Annotated in this window: 18 protein-coding genes; 6 read left to right on the top strand and 12 right to left on the bottom strand. The window is 39.1% G+C overall.

All coding sequences use genetic code 11. The features are described 5' to 3' along the window. Positions 1-224: 224 nt before the first annotated feature. Genes IGL31_RS10720 through IGL31_RS10730 form a run of 3 tightly spaced genes read right to left on the bottom strand, consistent with a single transcriptional unit; the run spans position 225 to position 4507 of the window. A complete protein-coding gene (locus IGL31_RS10720) occupies positions 225-2117 on the bottom strand; it encodes an ABC transporter ATP-binding protein (protein WP_002287265.1) in 1893 nt (630 codons plus the stop codon). Continuing rightward, positions 2114-3841, bottom strand: coding sequence for an ABC transporter ATP-binding protein (locus IGL31_RS10725; RefSeq protein ID WP_002287267.1), 1728 nt, complete (start codon positions 3839-3841; stop codon positions 2114-2116). Before IGL31_RS10725 ends, IGL31_RS10720 begins: the two co-directional genes overlap by 4 nt. Positions 3842-3856: 15 nt before the next feature. Continuing rightward, positions 3857-4507: a TetR/AcrR family transcriptional regulator gene (locus IGL31_RS10730; RefSeq protein WP_002287269.1), complete on the bottom strand. Its 651-nt coding sequence runs from the start codon at positions 4505-4507 to the stop codon at positions 3857-3859. Positions 4508-4710: 203 nt separating this feature from the next. On the opposite strand from IGL31_RS10730, the gene IGL31_RS10735 reads away from it, so the two are divergent. Continuing rightward, positions 4711-5007, top strand: coding sequence for a rhodanese-like domain-containing protein (locus IGL31_RS10735; RefSeq protein WP_002297707.1), 297 nt, complete (start codon positions 4711-4713; stop codon positions 5005-5007). Between the two features lie 191 nt (positions 5008-5198). After that, a complete protein-coding gene (locus IGL31_RS10740; RefSeq protein ID WP_002287272.1) occupies positions 5199-5819 on the top strand; it encodes an NAD(P)H-dependent oxidoreductase in 621 nt (206 codons plus the stop codon). A 91-nt stretch (positions 5820-5910) separates the two neighbouring features. Here IGL31_RS10740 and IGL31_RS10745 read toward each other — a convergent pair whose 3' ends face one another. Further along, entirely contained in the window at positions 5911-7077 is a 1167-nt protein-coding gene (locus IGL31_RS10745) for an AI-2E family transporter (protein WP_002287273.1), read from the bottom strand. An 11-nt stretch (positions 7078-7088) separates the two neighbouring features. Further along, on the bottom strand, positions 7089-7442 hold the full coding sequence (locus IGL31_RS10750; protein WP_002294113.1) for a PTS glucitol/sorbitol transporter subunit IIA: 354 nt from the start codon (positions 7440-7442) through the stop codon (positions 7089-7091). A gap of 127 nt (positions 7443-7569) precedes the next feature. Here IGL31_RS10750 and IGL31_RS10755 point away from each other — a divergent pair, with 127 nt between their 5' ends. Both IGL31_RS10755 and IGL31_RS10760 read left to right on the top strand, forming a co-directional pair. Continuing rightward, positions 7570-8592, top strand: coding sequence for a lactonase family protein (locus IGL31_RS10755; RefSeq protein WP_002307191.1), 1023 nt, complete (start codon positions 7570-7572; stop codon positions 8590-8592). 18 nt (positions 8593-8610) lie between these two features. Further along, entirely contained in the window at positions 8611-8772 is a 162-nt protein-coding gene (locus IGL31_RS10760; RefSeq protein ID WP_002287277.1) for a hypothetical protein, read from the top strand. Between the two features lie 258 nt (positions 8773-9030). Here the strand turns inward: IGL31_RS10760 and IGL31_RS10765 are convergent, their stop codons facing one another. Next, positions 9031-9465 carry a hypothetical protein gene (locus IGL31_RS10765; protein ID WP_002307190.1) on the bottom strand — a complete coding sequence of 145 codons (435 nt, stop codon included), beginning with the start codon at positions 9463-9465 and terminating at the stop codon, positions 9031-9033. A 109-nt stretch (positions 9466-9574) separates the two neighbouring features. Then, positions 9575-11434: an LTA synthase family protein gene (locus IGL31_RS10770; RefSeq protein WP_086300268.1), complete on the bottom strand. Its 1860-nt coding sequence runs from the start codon at positions 11432-11434 to the stop codon at positions 9575-9577. On the opposite strand from IGL31_RS10770, the gene IGL31_RS10775 reads away from it, so the two are divergent. Beyond that, a complete protein-coding gene (locus IGL31_RS10775; RefSeq protein ID WP_086300267.1) occupies positions 11435-11575 on the top strand; it encodes a 3-phosphoglycerate dehydrogenase in 141 nt (46 codons plus the stop codon). Here IGL31_RS10775 and IGL31_RS10780 read toward each other — a convergent pair. The 4 genes from IGL31_RS10780 to IGL31_RS10795 all read right to left on the bottom strand — a co-directional run bounded on the left by IGL31_RS10780 (position 11552) and on the right by IGL31_RS10795 (position 16775). After that, positions 11552-12712, bottom strand: a complete 1161-nt coding sequence (locus IGL31_RS10780) for an NAD(P)-dependent oxidoreductase (RefSeq protein ID WP_002297699.1) — start codon at positions 12710-12712, stop codon at positions 11552-11554. The two genes, IGL31_RS10775 and IGL31_RS10780, sit on opposite strands and share 24 nt — an antisense overlap. Before the next feature lie 306 nt (positions 12713-13018). Continuing rightward, entirely contained in the window at positions 13019-14443 is a 1425-nt protein-coding gene (gene araA, locus IGL31_RS10785; RefSeq protein WP_002287282.1) for an L-arabinose isomerase, read from the bottom strand. Between the two features lie 15 nt (positions 14444-14458). After that, positions 14459-15157 carry an L-ribulose-5-phosphate 4-epimerase gene (locus tag IGL31_RS10790; protein ID WP_002325392.1) on the bottom strand — a complete coding sequence of 233 codons (699 nt, stop codon included), beginning with the start codon at positions 15155-15157 and terminating at the stop codon, positions 14459-14461. Continuing rightward, positions 15114-16775 carry a xylulokinase gene (locus IGL31_RS10795; protein WP_081156708.1) on the bottom strand — a complete coding sequence of 554 codons (1662 nt, stop codon included), beginning with the start codon at positions 16773-16775 and terminating at the stop codon, positions 15114-15116. The genes IGL31_RS10790 and IGL31_RS10795 overlap by 44 nt, the downstream gene beginning before the upstream one ends. Before the next feature lie 217 nt (positions 16776-16992). Between IGL31_RS10795 and IGL31_RS10800 the strand changes: the two genes are divergently transcribed. After that, on the top strand, positions 16993-18393 hold the full coding sequence (locus tag IGL31_RS10800; protein WP_086300266.1) for a sugar porter family MFS transporter: 1401 nt from the start codon (positions 16993-16995) through the stop codon (positions 18391-18393). Between the two features lie 469 nt (positions 18394-18862). Here the strand turns inward: IGL31_RS10800 and IGL31_RS10805 are convergent, their stop codons facing one another. Next, on the bottom strand, positions 18863-19942 hold the full coding sequence (locus IGL31_RS10805; RefSeq protein ID WP_002297695.1) for a GntR family transcriptional regulator: 1080 nt from the start codon (positions 19940-19942) through the stop codon (positions 18863-18865). Positions 19943-19961 lie beyond the last annotated feature (19 nt).

The raw sequence follows: 19961 nt of genomic DNA on the forward strand, positions 1-19961 counted from the left end.
TTACCGCAGATGCAAGCTTTTGAACACCGTTTAAGAAAGAGGTTGTAAAATCAGCGGTTTGACCTGAGTATTAGAGATACAAAACGGAAAAATAGCTTCTCATATTTTGCCGTTTTTTGAGCTAATACCGAAGGACAGCTGATTGAACACCGTTTATTCGGAAAAAGGGACTGTGACACGACTTTTGTCACAGCCCCTAAAAAAAATAATAAATTTGTACTATTCTATGAAGCTTCTTCTTCAGAAAACTGACTGTTATAAAGATCTGCATAGAATCCGTCTTTTTCCATCAATGTATCGTGGTTTCCTGTTTCTACGATCGAACCATGATTCATCACAATAATGTTGTCTGCATCGCGTATTGTAGACAAGCGGTGAGCAACAACGAAACTTGTCCGGTTTTCCAATAGGCGGTTCATCGCTTTTTGAATCAGTATTTCTGTTCGTGTATCTACACTAGATGTTGCTTCATCAAGGATCAGGACATCCGGATTTGCTAAAAATGCCCGCGCAATTGTGATTAGCTGACGCTGCCCTTGCGAAATATTGCTTGCATCCTCGTTTAATACAGTGTTATATCCTTCTGGCAATTTACGAACAAAATCGTCTACGTGAGCAGCTTTAGCAGCCTCAATGATTTGTTCGTCTGTTGCATCGTCGTTCCCATATTTGATATTGTCATAGATACTTCCTGTAAACAGCCAAGTATCTTGCAGTACCATTGAAAACTGTGCGCGCAATTCATCACGTGAAAGATCACGGGTATCTACACCATCGTAACGAATACTACCTCCAGAAACATCGTAGAACCGTTCAAGAAGGTTGATCAGTGTCGTCTTCCCTGCACCAGTCGGACCTACAATAGCGACCATCTCACCAGGTTTGACATCCAAGTTAAAATCAGTCATTAGCAAGTTATCTGGTGTGTAGCCGAATTGAACATTTTCAAAACGAACTTTGTATGGTGTATCTTTTTCTTCTGGAAGGCCAGATTTTTCATTGGACATCTCTTCTTCATCCAACACTTCAAATACCCGTTCGGCTGAAGCAACTGTTGATTGGATAGTGTTCATCAAACTTGCAAGTTGAGTGATTGGTTGAGAGAACTGTGTTGTATATTGCAAGAACGCTTGAACATCCCCTAATGTCATGTTCCCATTTGCAACTTTTACTCCGCCTAGTACAGCGACGAACACATAGCCTAGATTTTTAACGAAATTCATCAACGGCATGATGATTGCCGAAATAAATTGAGCTTTCCAACCAGCGGCATACAGATTCTGATTTTCTTTTTCAAATACTTCCTGGTCTTTTTCAGTATGATTGAATGTTTTAACAATGGTATGACCACCATATGTTTCTTCTACTTGGTTATTCAATAAACCTAAACTTTTTTGCTGATCTGCGAAAAACACTTGTGATTTCGGCGCTACGATCATCACGATGATCAAGCTTAAAGGGATCATCAATAACGCGACTAACGTCAATTGCCAGCTGATTGAAAGCATCATCACGATGACCCCAATCAATGTGACTGCACTAGTTACAAATTGAGTCAAATTTTGCTGCAGCGTGCTTGCGATGTTATCCATATCATTGATTGCTCGAGACATGATATCCCCATTTGTATGTGTATCATAATAGGAAATCGGTACACGATTCATTTTGGCTTCCAAATCATGACGTAATTCATAAACTGTTCGTTGGGAAACACGTGTCATAATAAATTGCTGTAAAAAGTTGAATACAGCAGAAATCAAATACATCACGATTACTGTCGCAATGATCTGCGCGATTTTATCAAAGTCTATCGGAAATTTTGTTACTTGTTGGCCTTGTTGCATCTGTTGAGCGCCAGCCATTACACCTTTGAATATTTCTGTGGTTGCTTTCCCCAAGACCTTTGGTGTTTGGATTTGGAAGATCACGGCTGCTATTGCTAGTACAAATACAGCGATGATCGCAACCATACGTTTAGACATATAGCCAAACAATCGGCGTACCGTTCCCCAGAAATTTTTAGGCTTTTCACCTTTTACACCGAGATTTCTGCCAGGTCCACCATGTCCTGGACCGCCTGCTGGTCCATGAGAGGGACGTGTGTTTGTTTTACTCATGCTAAGTCCTCCTCTCTTAGTTGTGAATGAACGATTTCTTGATAAGTTTCGTTTGTTGCTAATAGTTCTTCATGTGTTCCTTTGCCAACCAGTTTTCCTTCATCTAGCACAAGGATCATATCTGCATCCATTACTGTACTTACTCGTTGAGCAACTAAAACGGTGATACTTTCTTTCATATTCGTTTTCAATGCTTGGCGAAGATTGGCATCCGTTTTGAAATCCAACGCTGAGAAGGAATCATCAAACACATAGATATCTGCTGTTTTGACTAATGCCCGTGCAATTGCCAGACGCTGTCTTTGTCCACCAGAGAAGTTTCCTCCTCCTTGTTCCACATGGCTATCTAAGCCATCTTCCATCTCTGAAACAAAATCTTTAGCTTGTGCGATTTCTAATGCTTTCCAAATCATTTCATCTGTTGCATCCGGCTTACCATACTGCATATTGTCTCGGATCGTTCCAGAGAACAGAACTGCTTTTTGAGGAACAAAGCCCATTAATTCTCGCAAATTATATTGAGTCATGTCACTAATGTCCGTTCCATTTATTTGGATCGAACCAGATTCGATGTCATATAATCGAGGGATCAAATTGACTAAGGTCGTTTTACCTGAACCAGTTCCCCCTATGATTGCGACGATCTCGCCCGACTTGGCTTGGAAATCAATATCTTCCAATGCAAGTTTTTCTGCTCCATGATATCGATAATTGACATGATTGAAGGCCAATGTTGCGTTTTTTCCAGCAAAAGAAACTGTTTTAGGATTTTCAGGGTCATGGATACCGATTTTTTCATCCAACACTTCATTGATACGGTCAGCTGAAGCTTGTGCACGAGGCACCATGATAAAAATAGCGGAAAGCATCATAAAGCTGATCAAGATCTGCATCGCATAAGTCATAAATGCAATCAGATTACCGACTTCCAAAGTCATATCTGCTATGTAGTGTCCACCAAACCAAGTGATTGCTACGTTTGTACCGCTCATGATCAATGTCATCATCGGCATCATCAATGCGACGATCGTATTAACTTTGATTGCCGTATTTGTATAATCTTTATTCGCTAAATCAAAACGATTTTCTTCAAAGCGTGTCTTATCGAATGCTCGAATCACTCTGACCCCTGTCAATCCTTCTCGAAATACCAGGTTTAAACGGTCAGTTTTCTTTTGCATACTTTTGAATAATGGAACAGCAAAGTACATGATTCCGCCGATCAAAATAATCATTACTGGGATGACAACTAAGAAGATTTTTGTCAACTGATGATCTTTTTGATAAGCAAGTATGCTCGCGCCAATCAACGTGATTGGTGCATTGATCATCATACGTAAAAACATTTGTGTAACCATTTGGATTTGAGTCACATCATTGGTCGTTCTTGTGATCAAAGAGGCCGTTCCATATTTATCAAACGCATCTTTTGTCAGACTCTCTGATTTTTTATAGACATCCGTACGCAATTGCTTACCCAGTTTCTGTGATTCACGAGTAGCAAAAAATGTATTTGCGATAGCAGCTAAGATACTGATCAAAGAAAAGCCGATCATCACAAAACCTGTATGCCAAATATAATCGACATCTCCTTGCGCTACCCCTTTATCAATAATATTGGAGGTAAGTGTCGGCAAATATAAATCTGCCAGTACTTGGATCACCATGAAAACTGCAGCTGCAATTGCTGAAGTCAAGGAGATCCGTTTTACGATTTTTAGCATCTAGTTCCCTTCTTTCTATTTATATACTCCGTTTTTCAGCCAAGAAAGTTTCAAATTGAATTCACTGATTGCTTGCTCTACTGAGTAATCTTCAGATGTTGAAAATAAGCGATACGAATGCGCAATTGTTGTAAATACAGTATTCATCACTAATTGGATCAGTAATTCCAATTCATGATCATTTTTTACTTTCAGCTTCGTCCGATCAATCAATTCAAGCAACTCTTTTGCATCTTGTTTGTGTTCTTTATGCGGATCGTGAGGCGTTTTTTGGCGACTCGTATGAGGAGCGACTTTTCTTGAGGCACGGTAATCCATGTTCATAAACAAGTTACGATAAAAAGAAGCATTCTCGCCTTCCAAAATCTCATAAATCATTTTAGAAAAATAGGATTCGAATCCTTTGAATAGATCACCATCGGATTCTTTCATTAGTTGTAACATATCTTTAGAGCTGTCACGTCTCATTGTCTCAAAGTAATAAAAATAAAGATCCTCTTTATCTTCAAAATACTGATAGAAACTGCCTCTAGGGATATCCGCTAATTTGACGATATTAGCAATCGAGGCTTCTTTCAAAGGTACTCTAGAAAACTCGATTCTCGCAGCCTCGATTAGTCTTTTTTGTTTTTCTTTAGGCAAATGGAAAAATGTCTGTGTCGGCATATGGATCCTCCTTTCTTTTAAGATGACACATTGTCATATGACGCTATGTCATTATAACACCTCCCACCTGTTTTGCAAGACATTTGCATAGTTTTTTTCATTATTATCCGATACATTAAAAAAGTGATAAGAGGAATCCTTCCATTTGAATTAATGAGAGTTGCCCATTAAAATAGCCACATACTAAACAAAGGATGAGATAAATGGCCCAATCAATTAGTGTCCAAGACTTCAATAAATTGCCGCTCGATGCTGACAGCATCGTTTTAGATACAAGAAATACCTTAGATTACACAAAAAACCACTTAAGCCACTCGCTTTCTATCCCCGCTGCTATCTTGCCAAGACAATTAAAAAATCTAGATCCAAAAAAACTTTATTATATTCTAAGCTACACAGGCAGACGATCAGAAGCATTAGCCGATCAACTTACTGCTAGCGGATTTCGTGCTGTTTATATCATTGGCGGGATGGAAGCTCTTCAGTCAAGCGTTGCTTGAACATTGCTTGCTAGATTCAAAAGAGGCTGTGACAAAAAATCGTGTCACAGCCTCTTTTATATCCTGTCTTTTTTTAGTTATTTATTCTTCAACCTTATCAATATGACTTGATAGCCTTTTCTTTTTCGAGTAAACTGATTTTGTTAGTCATAGTTATAACAATCATAGCAATAAAAGGAGAAGGTAAGCATATGGCATCTGTTTTAGTAGTCAAAGGTCATCCCCTAACTGCAGAAGAATCGCGCACAGTTAAGGCATTGACGTCTTTTTTAACAAGTTATAAAGAAAATCATCCAGATGATGAAGTGACTGTTTTGGAACTTTATCGCGATGATATTCCGGAAATCGATGAAGAATTATTATCAGGTTGGGAAGCATTACGTGCTGGTGCAGAATTCACTTCCTTATCAGAAAGTCAACAACAAAAAATTGCTCGTTTCAATGAATTGACTGATCAGTTCCTTGCTGCTGATAAAATCGTTATCGCAAACGCCTTATGGAATCTAAATATCCCAACAAAATTAAAAGCTTGGTTCGATACCGTCAATGTAGCTGGAAAAACGTTCCGCTATACAGAAAACGGGCCAGAAGGATTAGTGACAGGTAAAAAAGCACTGCACATCCAATCTAATGGCGGTGTATACAACGGACAAGACTTTGCCTCTCAATATGTAAAAGGTATTTTAAACTTTGTAGGCATCGATCAAGTAGATCAGCTATTCATCGAAGGAATCGATTATGACCCTGACCGTGCAGATGAGTTGATGCAAAATGCATTAGATAAAGCTGCTGCTTTAGGTAAATCATTTTAAAAATTGAGATAAATGCATACAAAAGAGACAGAGGAAAAAATCTTCAAAGCAGCATTTGTGCCTTGGATATTTTCCCATCTGTCTCTTTTTGTTATTCTTTCTGCTTTTTCAACGGATTTTCTTCATAAAGAGAAGAGATTGTTGTGTACCATTCAAAAACATGAGTAATCACTACTTTAGCTGCTGCATAAACAGGAATCCCCAAGATCACACCGATGATTCCGAACAATTTCCCAGAAGTCAGCAGAACTAATAAAATCGTTACTGGATGGATTGCTAACTGATTCCCTAGTACTAATGGAGAGATCAAGCGTCCTTCTATTGTCTGCTCTACTGCAAAAACGATCAGTACTTTGATGATCATGAATGGACCTGCTACAATGGCTAAAAAGATAGCCGGAATCATCGCTAAAAATGATCCTAAGTAAGGGATCAGGTTCAAAAAACCCGCAATAATCCCCAACGTGACAGCATACTCTAAACCAATGACTGCAAAACCAATCATAAACATGATTGCCACAGCAAAAGCCACAGTTAGTTGTCCTCTTATATAAGAAGAAACTTGACTATTCATTTCACTCAGCACATTCAACGTCGGTTTTTGCATGCGTGTCGGTAAAAATTTGACAAAATAAGGTGCTAATTGTTTACCGTCTTTCAATAGATAAAATAAGATAAACGGCATCGTCAGCAGAGCCACTAAAATAGTCGCTACCGCGCCGACAAAACTTCCAAGACTCTGAACTGTACTCTTAGATATATCTTGGATCATATCGCCTGCCGAATTCATGAACTTATCACCTGCTGTTTCCAACTGTTCGCGAAATTGGTTGAACAGCGGGTCCCGCAAAATCTCGGTTAATTTATTATCAATCGTATCTACATATTGAGGGAAGTTACTGATGAAGCTCACTGTTTGTTCCTGAATCTTAGGGATGATCACTACGCTCCCCCATGCGATTAGTGCAACAACCAAAACAAACAGCCCAATGATACTGTAAAGCCTTGGTACTTTTCGCTTTTCAAAGTAATCAACTACCGGATTCATCAAGTAATACAAGATTCCTGCTAAAATGATAGGCAGACCTACGATTGCTAAAAATTGCCAGATTGGTGCAAACAAATATGAAACTTTTGTAAATAAAAAGACGATCAGCAATATTAACAATACAACAAGTAAGGCTGTGACTACTTGATTATTTAAAAACCAGCGCCAAAACCACGACACCGGTCTGTTCTTCTTATTTTTTCCTTCCATAATTCCTCCTGTTAGTTATAAAAAATTTGGCTTCCCAAACCAATAGCAGGCAGTCTATGCGGATGAAGATAGATTCCATTTGCAATTTGTCCTTCTTCTGGACAAGCATCAAAAATCAATGATACGTGAGCTACTGTCTCTAAATTCCCATTGGCCATCGGACCGACATAATCGATCGTATATACCTGATCATCAAAAGCAATTGTTCCGCCTGCTTTCAAAGAAAAAGGTTCGTCTTTTGATACTTCTTGAATCACCGAATATTTTCGTAAGGCAGCTGTTGCTGTTTTATCGAACAAAATCAGCATGGGTTCTTCCTTGTTTATTGCTTCTGTCCCAATTTCTGTAATCTTTGCCTGAATCATTGCACTCTCTCCTTTAATTGCTTTCAAAAACAGTATAACACATTCTCATTCTTTAGCCGTGTGGAATAATTATGTGATAGAATAAAAACGAAAACTATTTCATTACAATTAGGAGGAATCAGCTCATATGATCGAAAAGATAATTTTAGGAACCTATACGCGTCGCGAAAGTAAAGGAATCTATACGATCGACCTTGATACAGAAAAAGAAGAATTAGCCAACCTTTCATTAGCTGTTGAAGAAAATAGCCCTACCTATGTAGCAAAAAGTAAAGCTGGCAATCTTTACACAGTTACTAGTGTGGATGGATTAGGTGGTGCCGGTGCGTACGATAAGGATTTTCATTTTTTGAATGCGGTAACAGAGTCTGGCGCTCCTTTGTGTTATGTAGCGGTTGATGAAGCACGTCAATTACTATACGGGGCGAACTATCATAAAGGTGAAGTAAATGTCTACCATATATTAGGAGATGGCGAACTGAAAGCAGCAGATTCAATATTCCATCAAGAAGCGACAGGTCCTCATAAAAACCAAGATCATGCGCATGTCCACTATACGGATCTGACTCCTGACCAACGATTAGTCGTATGTGATCTTGGTACAGATCGTGTGTATACTTATGATGTGTCCGAAAACGGCAAATTGAATCTTGTAACTACCTTCACTGCAGAGCCAGGAACAGGCCCTCGCCATCTTGTCTTTCATCCAAATGGACAATTCGCTTATTTATTTGGTGAATTAGACAGCACAGTCCGCGTGCTTTCTTATAATAAAGAAACAGGTGCTTTTGAAGAATTACAGAAAATATCGACCTTGCCAGAAGAATTCGACGGTGAAAATGGAGGGGCAGCTATCCGCATTTCAAATGATGGCAAGTTCCTTTATGCTTCTAACCGAGGACATAACTCGATTGCTGTATTTGCAGTTTTTGAAGATGGTTCCCACATTCAAAACAAGCAAATCATCTCAACAGAAGGGGATTTTCCCCGCGATTTCGCACTAGATCCAAGCAATAATTTTGTCGTGTGTGCCAATCAGAATACCGATAATCTGACATTATATCGCCGTCATCCTGAAACAGGATTACTGGAATTACTGAAAAAAGATGTCTATGCACCAGAATGTGTCTGTGTTTATTTTGATCGTTAGTAAGAAAAGGAGAATGAAATGAATCAGCAAGACGTATTAGACAGACTACGGGAAGAACTAAATATTCCTTTCTTTGATGGGAAAATCGAAGATAAAGAGTATAGCGAAGAGGAATATCAGAAACTCAAAGCCGATTTACAGAACTACTTTGAACAATATGTACAGAATGTAGAAAACTAATCAGCTTTCCATACTATCTGAAAAGAACATCAGGACAAGACTTTTCCGTCTATCCTGATGTTCTTTTCTACAAATAAAAAACCGCCGAGATGGTTAGACTCGACGGAAAAGGAGTATTTACTCGATTTTGAGTAAGTACAAGGTTGTTGTTGGTTATAGGTATGTCATTATCATAAAGGATTTTGATCACTCTATCATAAAGGTAATATTACATTTATATTAGATAACTCTAGTTTTTATTGTTATCAAAGATTTCTTTTATTTTTTCAACAACAAATTAGTCATTTTTTGGATGGCAGCTGTCAATTGGTCTGTCGCTTGGTCTTGTTTTGCTTCAGATGTATTGAATAAATCTTTATCTACCCCTGACTCAAGATCAATACTTTGAATCATTTCTTCACAGCCTGCTACATATGAAAGATAAGCTTTTTCAAAATTTTTATGAATGCCCATTGCTTTTGCTGGTGGGCGCAATGTACTGACTTTCTTAAGCATTGCCCGATATTTTTTTGTTCCTTCTTCAAATAACAGGATGATCTCTTCAAGAGTCGATTTGTCCAGGTCACTTGTTTTTCCTTCATCGATTGCGTTTCTGATCACTTCATATTTCGGATGCATTCCTTCTCCGATTGCTTCTGTTTCCTTGACGATTTGATCGATGGACTGCACATAATAGCCAATATTCGGTAACATGTTCGTTTTCCTACTTTCTCCATTGTTGTTATTATTTATTCTACTTGTTTTTATCCTCAAATGACAAGTGCTTGAAAAAATTTAATGGTTTCTATACAGCTCGTCATTCTTATTCGTGCTCAAAGAAACCATCTGCTAAACTATATTTTTTCCCTGCGACAATGTCATATTGGATCAATTGATATTCGTCGTAAATCTCTTGTTGCGAGCGATTGAATTGCGCTTCTTTATACCACTGTCCGTTTTGATAGTACAGTTCTCGTTCAAACGCCGGAAGTTCCTGTTCTAATGATAAAAGCAGCTGATAAAAGCCATTTGTTGTCTGATTCGTCTGTTCCATTAGATTCGCTGCAAAATAAAAAGGACTGGTGATTGCATCGTGAGTCGTTTGCTTTTCTAATTTCCCTTTGCTGTCAAACATCAAGAATTGTGTTTCATGCAATGTTTGTTTGTCATTTTTTGCTTGGATCGTATCTGAATAGATCCCTGGAAGATGATCCCCCCAAAAAACAACTAAAGTCCTTCTAGAAAGATTCTTCAATTCTTCCGTGAACTGCTTCAGTGCCGTGCTGCTATAGGAAATATCTTGCAGATAATTCTCTAAGTCAAGCGTCCCACTTCCATCTGAAATTTCTGCAGAATAGCCCAGTCTATCATACTTTCCATTGTAAGGCATATGTGTCTGCATCGTGACTAAATGAATGAACTGAGGTGTTTTTTCTTCCTTGAGAAGTGTCATTACTTCTTTGTAAGCTGACTCATCAGAAATATATGGATTATTCTCTATCGTATCCGTATAGGTCATCGTACGCTCGCTGATGAACTGGTCAAATCCTAATGTCTGATAAACATCCTCTCTTTTATACATCGAAGTATTGTATGGATGGATCGCTGTCGTCTGGTATGATTGTGCGTTTAACGCTGAAACGATAGAAGGAAGCTGATCCATTTTTGGTACAAGCATCGTGTAAGGGGTGGTGAGTTGCGCATTAAATAACGCCATAGAAAAACCAGTCAATGCTTCAAATTCGATATTTGCTGTTCCACCGCCATAGTTTTGAGAAAGCATATTGCCACTATATGTTTGATCAGCTACTTCATAATAATCTGCCAATGGCTCACCAGATACTTCTACGCCGTTTAATCGACTAGGATCTGAGAAACTTTCACTCATCACGAACACGATGTTCGGCGACTCTTCCTCTACAGTTTTATTTTTTTCATCGGCTAGCTTCTGGTATTTTTCAGTGATTTCTTTGATCTTTTCTTTCGAATATCCTTCAGGTTCATCCATTGGTTCTACCTTCAGATTGTACAAAAACCCACCGATAAAACCAGTGTTATAGTAGTTCATTTTCTGGCTGTAAGGTATCCATAGTGCCGTTTTATTATATGCTTTTCGCAACAAATTATCGGGATTGTTGAAATTACTGATATACCCTAGCAGTCCAATTGCCACAAGCAGTGTCGTTAATCGGATCAATTGGAATCGCCTTCCTTTTTTCAGGCTTCGAAACATGTACCAGCAAAACAATCCTAGCACGGTTCCTGCGGCAGCTAAGATCACTGTAAACAGCATAGTGCCGGTCATATCTTTCAGCAATCCGATTTCAGTGATCATCTTCAAATCGTCTGGATAAATCGGTTCTTGCCGATAACTCATTTTCATATAATTTGCAAAACCTAATACACCGATGGCTACGACATACGTAAGGGAACCTAAAGGGACAGATCCTGCTAGTGCAATCAGAAAAATAAGAATGATCAGCAAGACGAGACAGGCTAAGAAGAATTTTTCCGTATGCCAAGAAAAAGCAAATTTCAACGCAAGGTCTACGGATAGATCATTTTGACACCACTGCAAAAACAAATTACTAAAAACAACAAGAAAAAAGATACTGATGATTGCTGCTGTTCCTTTTAAAATCTTTTTCTGTTTGGTCGAAAGTCTGCTTATATATCTTTTCAAATGCTTACTCCTTCATTTCTATCAATAAAAGAATGTTGCTTCTCTTATTTTAGTTGTACGAAATTCGAAAGTAAAGAACGGAAAGAAGAATTAATGAAATCCAAATATTCTCTTTCTTTATGGCCTTTCTGGTTTCTTTAATAAGCGGACCTTTCGTACTCCAGAAATTTTTTCTAGCTGTTGTTTCACTTGATTGAGCTGTTCAAAATCAGTACTGTCTATGTCAATCAATATGTAGACATGCTCATTCTTATGGTTACGCGATATATCTGCGATCGCTAGCTCGTTCTCATTCAGCAGAGAAAATATCTCTGCTAATATATTGGTTTTCTTTTGATAAAATATAGTGAATCGAAACGGCGCTTGGAAAAACATTCGTGCGGATGGATAATTGACCGCTTCTCTAACCGTACCGAACAAAAGATAATCTTTTAAGGCTTCAACTGCCAAACGTCCGCTGTCTGCCAAAGCTTCCTGAGTCGATCCCCCTAGATGAGGCAACATAAGTATACGGTCATTTTCTAAGAACTCTTCTTCTGGAAAATCAGTCACGTATTTAGCCAGATGTTGTTTTTCCAATGCTTGCATAACAGCATATTTATCAACAATTTCACTTCTTCCTACATTGATAAGTACAGCATCTTTTTTCATTTTTTCTATATTCGCCTGATCGATCAATCCTTTTGTATCTTCTGTCAACGGCAGCATGACTACGATGTAATCCGAGGTAGAAAGAACTGTTTCTAAATCTGCTTGCCGAACATAATCCAACTGGGCATCGCGGATAGAATAACCCAAGACATCCATCCCTAAGCTATAGCAACTTAGCGCTACTTTTGTGCCTATCGCTCCAAGACCAAGAAGACCGATGGTTTTGCCTTGCAATTCTCGTCCCACATAAGCACTTCTTTTGTTTTCTGCCTGTTCTAAAATATTAGGACCTGTTAGTGTTTGTACCATACGACTTGCTTCGATTATCGGACGGGAAGATAAGAGCAAACAGCACAAAACAAGCTCTTTTACTGCATTAGCATTTACACCTGGTGTATTCATGACAATCGTCCCGTTTTCAGAAGCTTTTTCAACGTTGATCGTGTTCACCCCAACACCAGCTCTTGAAATTGCTAGCAAATCTGGTGTAAGCCATTCATCTTTCACTTTCGTACTACGAATAACTATTCCTTCGGCTGGCAAATCATCTATTATTTTGAAATATTCCCCTTGTAACTTTTCTATCTCTTGTTCTGGAATAGCATCAATCAAATGAACGTGATACATAAAACCCCCTCCTTACTAACAAGTATCTCGAAATTTCTGCAATTAGACAACTGTTTACCATTTGACTTCCTAGAAGCAAAAAGAGCAGTTAGAGCAGAGTAGGATTAGTGATAAAAATAAGGCTATGACAAGTTACTGCCATAAGCCTTATTTTCGAGAGCAAAATATTGAGGGTGAGATATCTTGATAAATGGTGTTCCGTTAGCTGACATTGATAATAAGACTAAATTTCAAAAAAGTTGAAAAGCAAATTTCGTCAATCTCTTCTTATTTCTTAAAACTAAGCGGCTTTTTCACAACCTCTTTTTATCTAATAACCACTGTTTCCAACTCAACTAATTTTGCCCACGTTTCAATTTGATCTGTTGTTAGATTTAGCGAGACAACGGTATGATGACCGCCACCTGCCTGAATCCATGAATGGACACCTTCATGGAAATTCGGTTTAGTTTTCCATAACACACGTGCAACAGGTAAATTAGGTGCTTCAGTCGTTGGTTCAAAGGCTTCTACTTCATTGATCAGCAGTTTATAATGCGTACCGAAATCTGCCATCGATACGACTACCCCTTCTCCTGCTTTCCCATCAAATACAAGACGCGCCGGATCTTCTCTATCTCCCATTGATAAAGGAGAAACAACGATTCTTGGTTTCGTCGCAGCAAGCGTCGGATCTACTTCCATCATATGGGATTCCAAGATTGCTTCTTGGCCACTAGCTAGCTCGTAAGTATAATCTTCCATGAATCCTGTATCTTTCCCTCGAGCCATGATTTTCAGCAACCGATCAATCGCTGCAGTTTTCCAGTCGCCTTCCCCGGCAAAACCGTATCCTTCTGCCATCAAACGTTGTACAGCTAGTCCAGGTAGTTGTTTCATTCCATACAGGTCTTCAAAATTAGTCGTAAAAGCGTTATAGCCTCCTTCTTCTAAGAAACGGCGAATACCGATTTCCTGCTGAGCTTGTACTTTTACATGTTCCTCCCATGTCTTTTCTTCATAATCACCATAGTCGAAGGTATACAATTCCTTGTACTCTTCAAATAATTGATCGACTTCTTCGTCTGATACGCGATCGATTACTTGTACAAGATCTCCGATACCAAAATAATCAACAGTCCAACCAAATTGAATCTGTGCTTCCACTTTGTCTCCTTCTGTGACACCCACGTTTCTCATGTTGTCACCAAAACGAGCCACTTTTATTCCAAAACTTTCATTATAGGCTACTGCAACATCCATCCAATCAGCAATCTCTTTTTGGATCTCAGGTCGTTTCCAGTAGCCAACGACGATTTTATTTTGTTTATTTAATCGAGCATTGATGAACCCATATTCGCGGTCGCCATGAGCAGATTGATTTAAATTCATGAAATCCATATCGATTGTTTTCCAAGGAATGCTTTCGTTATATTGCGTAGCTAAATGAAGCAATGGTTTTTGTAGAAGCTTTGTCCCGCGGATCCACATTTTTGCTGGTGAGAAAGTATGCATCCAAGTGATCACACCTGCTACTTCTTCTCGATAATTGACCTCTTTCATGATTTTTGTGATCGTATCAGCAGTAACTGCTAATTCTTGAAGGCGGATTGGATAAGGCAATTGGCCATTTTCATTCAGTTCATCGACCATTTCTTGTGCATGTTTCTTTACTTCTCGCAGTGCTTCTTCCCCATATAAATGCTGTGATCCTACAACAAACCAAAATTCTTTTTCTCCAATATTCAACATAATTAGCCACTCCTTTTATTTGTTTTGTCCGTAATACGCATTTTTTCCGTGTTTTCGTAAATAATGTTTATCTAAAATCCGTTGAGGCAGCTCTTCTGAAAATGAATTGAGCTGTCTGGTAAATAAATTCATCTTGCATACTTCATCTAGTACGACTGCGTTCATTACCGCACTTTGCGCATCTTTCCCCCAAGTAAATGGACCGTGTCCGTGTAAAAGTACCCCTGGAATTGCTAAGGGATCAATTTTGCGTTCTTTGAATGTTTCTATGATAACTTTTCCTGTTTCATATTCGTACCCGCTGTCGATTTCCTGTTGTGTCAAAAATCGAGCACAAGGTACCGATCCATAAAAAGTATCTGCATGCGTCGTCCCCATCGCAGGAACATCCAATCCTGCTTGTGCCCAGATCGTCGCCCATGTCGAGTGAGTATGGACGATTCCTCCGAGTTGAGGAAATGAACGATATAAAACAGCATGAGTAGGCGTATCCGAAGAGGGATTGAGTTTACCTTCAATGATATGATTGTCCAAGTCCACAACGACCATGTCGTCTGCTGTCATCTCTTCATAACTGACTCCACTAGGTTTGATAACGAAATATCGTGTTTCAGGATCAAAAGCGCTCACATTTCCCCATGTATATTTGACGAGTCCATGTTTAGGCAAGTCAAGATTTGCTTGATACACTTCTTCTTTCAGTTGTTCCAGCATTTTCTATCACTCCTTTTTCTTGCAATTGATGAATCGCTGTTTTTTCAATGTCGATCCCCTCACGGTAACGTCTCATAAATATCTGATAGCCTGCTATTTCTTCTGCTGAAGGTGTGATAGTGATTCCTTGGTCTTGTCCAAACACGTCTTCTGCCAAGAAGTTTTCTAAAGACTTCCCATGTCGATCCATCATATAGGCTGCTAATAACGCGATTCCCCACGCTCCACCTTCTCCGGCTGTGTCCATCACTGTAACTGGTGCCTCCATAGCAGATGCTAGAATCCGCTGTCCAACTTCTGGTGTTTTAAAAATCCCCCCATGCCCCACTAAACGATCAATTTGGACATTCTCAGATTTCAATATATCCATTCCGATTCTCATTGCACCAAAAGCACTGGCTAAATGGATCCGCATGAAATTCGCTAAATCAAAACGGCTACCTGGTGTACGTACAAATAATGGCCTTCCTTCATTTACTCCTGTAATGTTTTCTCCAGAAAAATAACCATAAGAAAGTAATCCCCCGCAATCCGTATCGCCTTCTAGCGCTTTGTTGAATAATACCGTGAATAATTTATCTCTGCTTATCTCCATACCCAAAGAATTGGTAAATTCTTCAAAAATACTGACCCAAGCATTGATATCCGAAGAGCAGTTATTCGTATGAACCATGCCTACTAGTTCTCCTGAAGGTGTAGTGACCATGTCGATTTCCGGATGGACATTTTCTAGTTCTTTTTCTAATACGATCATAGCGAAGGCGGAAGTACCAGCCGAAATGTTCCCTGTCCGTTTGGCTACACTGTTCGTAGCGACCATACCGGTTCCTGCATCCCCTTCTGGCGGACAAACCGGGATTCCTGGTCTCAAATTTCCCGTAGGGTCGATCAGATAAGCCCCTGATTCGCTTAACTTGCCAGCTTCTTCTCCTGCTACTAGAACTTTAGGCAAAATGTGATCCAAGTCAATCGCTACGTGCGCTTTTTCGATTAACTGACCAAAAATATTTTTCATTTCTTGATGGTAGGTTTTCGTTGAAGGATCGATAGGAAACATGCCTGATGCATCTCCTACGCCTAGTACTTTCTCACCAGTAAGCTGCCAATGGACATAGCCTGCAAGCGTTGTCAAAAAATTAATTTCTTTCACATGTTCTTCTTTATTCAAAATAGATTGATACAAATGAGCGATACTCCATCTCTGCGGAATATTGTATTGAAATTTTTCCGTTAATATTCGTTCTGCTTCTTCAGTGATTGTATTTCGCCAAGTACGAAATGGTACTAGTAACTGTTCCTTGCTATCAAATGCTAGATAACCGTGCATCATTGCACTGAACCCAATCGACCCGATTGTCGTAAGATTCTCGCCATAGATTTCGAATACTTCTGCTGCCATTTTTCGGTAACTGACGCGCAGTCCTTTCCAAATATCTTCTAATGAATAGGTCCAGATACCATTTTCTAGTTTGTTTTCCCACTCATAACTACCAGCGGCAATAGGAGTAAAAGATGAATCAATCAATACAGCTTTGATCCTAGTTGATCCAAACTCAATCCCTAAAGATGTACGACCATCTATGACATCTAACATACTTTGCGCATTTACTTCCTTCATAATGATTTAACTCCCTCCTTCTCGTCAAACCTGATCAAACCGTCTTTTTAGTAGCGCTTACAATGATTATTGTATACTTTTGTACGTACATGTCAAGCGGTTATTTTCAAGAACACAATAAAAAACACTTGTTTTGTACGTACATAAGTTATAAAATGAAATTGCTTACAAAATCTGATCAACCGCCTTCTCGAAATTCTAGAAGGAGAGAATACTTATGAAAAAAGAAAAAAAAGTTTCCTCATCGTTTATTTATTTTTTTGGCGCATTTGGCGGCATTCTATTTGGATATGATATTGGTGTTATGACCGGCGCCTTACCTTTTTTACAGCATGATTGGGGTTTGGCAGGTAAAGCTTCTTTGATAGGATGGATCACGTCTTCGGTCATGTTAGGTGCGATCCTTGGCGGCTCTTTATCTGGTCTTCTTTCTGATAAGCTTGGACGACGAAAAATGATTCTTCTTTCTGCACTTATTTTTATGGCTGGTTCTGTCCTTTCTGCATCTGCCCCTCACAATGGTTCTTATTTTCTGATTGCAGCAAGGATTCTTCTAGGTTTAGCTGTTGGCGCTGCATCTGCCCTAGTTCCTGCTTATATGTCTGAAATGGCTCCTGCTAGACTAAGGGGAAGATTATCAGGGATCAATCAAGTGATGATTGCTTCTGGTATGCTCCTTTCCTATGTTGCAGATTATTTGCTAAAAGGGTTGCCTGAAACGATGGCTTGGCGCGTGATGTTAGGACTCGCTGCTGTCCCCGCGCTGATTTTATTTTTCGGTGTTTTAGCTCTACCAGAGTCACCGCGTTTTCTTATGCAATCTGGCCGCTTGGAAGAGGCAAAAAGAGTATTGAACTATATTCGAACACCAAACGAAGCTGAACAGGAATTCGAACAAATCCAGCTGAATGTCAAACAAGAAAAGACAACCGTAACTTCTTGGCATACTTTGTTTTTAGAAAAATATCGTTCCTTAGTCATTGCCGGTATTGGTGTAGCAGTATTCCAGCAATTTCAAGGAGCTAATGCTATTTTTTACTATATTCCGCTGATCGTAGAAAAAGCGACTGGGCATGCAGCGAGCGATGCATTGATGTGGCCGATCATCCAAGGAATCATTTTAGTTGCTGGTTCTTTGCTCTTTTTGGTTATTGCAGACAAGTTCAATCGGCGAACTTTATTGAAAATAGGCGGTAGCGTGATGGGACTTTCTTTCATCCTACCAGCTGTTTTAGGAACTGTACTGGATGCTCATACAAATTCGTTGTTGATTCTCTTGTTTTTATGTATTTATGTCGCATTTTATTCTTGCACATGGGCTCCACTGACATGGGTAATCGTAGGCGAAATATTCCCACTAGCTGTCCGCGGGCGAGCATCTGGCCTGGCCTCTTCTTTTAATTGGATTGGTTCTTTCCTAGTCGGCTTGCTTTTTCCTGTGATGACTGCTTCTATGTCTCAAGAAATCGTTTTCGGTATTTTTGGGATCATCTGCTTTTTAGGGGTTTTATTTATTCAAGAGATCGTACCAGAAACTCGTGGGAAATCTTTAGAGGAAATCGAACAAAGTGCATCTAAAAAAACTTATCCTAAACGTATTTCTATCCATCATTCTTAAAGAGGTTGTGACAGAAGTGGTCAGCTTCAAGAAATAAGAAGGAATTTACGAAAATTGCTTCTTAAATTTTTGTGGAATTTCAGCTTATTTTCGAAGAAGCTACTTCTGGAACACCGTGAATCAGAGGTTGTGAAAAAGCTGTCCTGCATCAAATAATAAGAACATCCAAACAAAAATAGCTTCTCCTATTTTTCGTTTGGTTAGGCTTATTACCGCAGATGCAAGCTTTTGAACACCGTTTAAGGAAGAGGTTGTGAGCCTGCCGTTCAGCTCCGAGTCACAAGGAACAATTTCAAAAAACAGCTTCTCATGTTTGATGAATATTGTGACTTGTGACCAGTTGGTAGGAGAACACCGTTTAGTGGAGAGGTGGTGAAAGAAACGTTCAGCCTTGAGCGATGACAAAAGCTCTCACAAACATTGCGACGAGTAACCGTAGGAGCAATAAGAGGCGGTAAAAACCCGTCTCTTATTTTTCGTTTTCTTTCACTGTTTCCCGTTCAACTAGTACAGGTTCATAAAGAATATTCGGCTGTGCCTGGCCTTTTTCAATCGTTGTGACGATCCACCGTGCGGCATCTTGTCCCAACTTTTCTTTTGGATGCGTCAATGTTGTCAATTTTTTATTTCCTAAATGGCTTAAAGAAGAATCGTCTGTTCCTACGATGGATAGATCATCTGGAATTTGATAGCCATTTTCTGTCAGCTTATCTAGCAATAAACTAGCTATTTGGTCGTTATAGCAAATGATGCCATCTAAAGCTTGTTCTTCTTTCAACCGTTGTACTGTTTTTTCAGCGATTGTTTCTCGTGTTTCCGTGGTGAAAGTAATGATATCTTCCGTCAAAAAACGCACATTATACTGTTCACACGCGCTGATAAAACCTTTCATCCTGTATTTTCCTTGAAGATCGTCGATTTTTGTGATGAACAACAGACGCTGATGTCCTTTTTTTATCAAATATTCTGCTGCCATAAAACCGACTTTCACATCATCTAAACAAATATAAGAGGCATTTAACTCTTCATAAGCAGCATTGATCATCACCATCGGAATGCCTTGTTCTCTCAAAGCAACATAAAGTGCTAAGTTTGGGTTATACTGATTACTTTTCGTAGGCTCAACGATCAAACCATCTACCCCATAAGCAATCATTTTCTTCAAACACTCTTTTTCCAATTCGTGATCGTTATTCGTACTGGCTAAAAGCAATGAATACCCAGACTCTCGTAATTCATTTTCGATTCCTCGGATAATCGACGGAAAAATATAATCAGAGAGATATGTGGTGATGACACCGATCGTTTTTGTTCTGTTCAATGGTGTTTTTTCTATCTTATAGCTGTCATCTACATATGTGCCCGATCCTTTTTCTTTACGCAGATAGCCCTCATTTACCAACACAGCGATTGCTTGCCGAATCGTATGTCTGCTGACGTCATATATTTCTTGCAGCTTGAATTCTGAGGGAATGGTTGTATTTACTTCGTATTCCTCACGAAGGATCTTTTGTTTTATCTCTTCTGCAATGTCTTGATATTTTGCCATTTGCCTTGCCCCTTTTTAT

Source organism: Enterococcus sp. MSG3290 (genome assembly GCF_050555565.1).
Lineage (GTDB): Bacteria > Bacillota > Bacilli > Lactobacillales > Enterococcaceae > Enterococcus_B > Enterococcus_B faecium.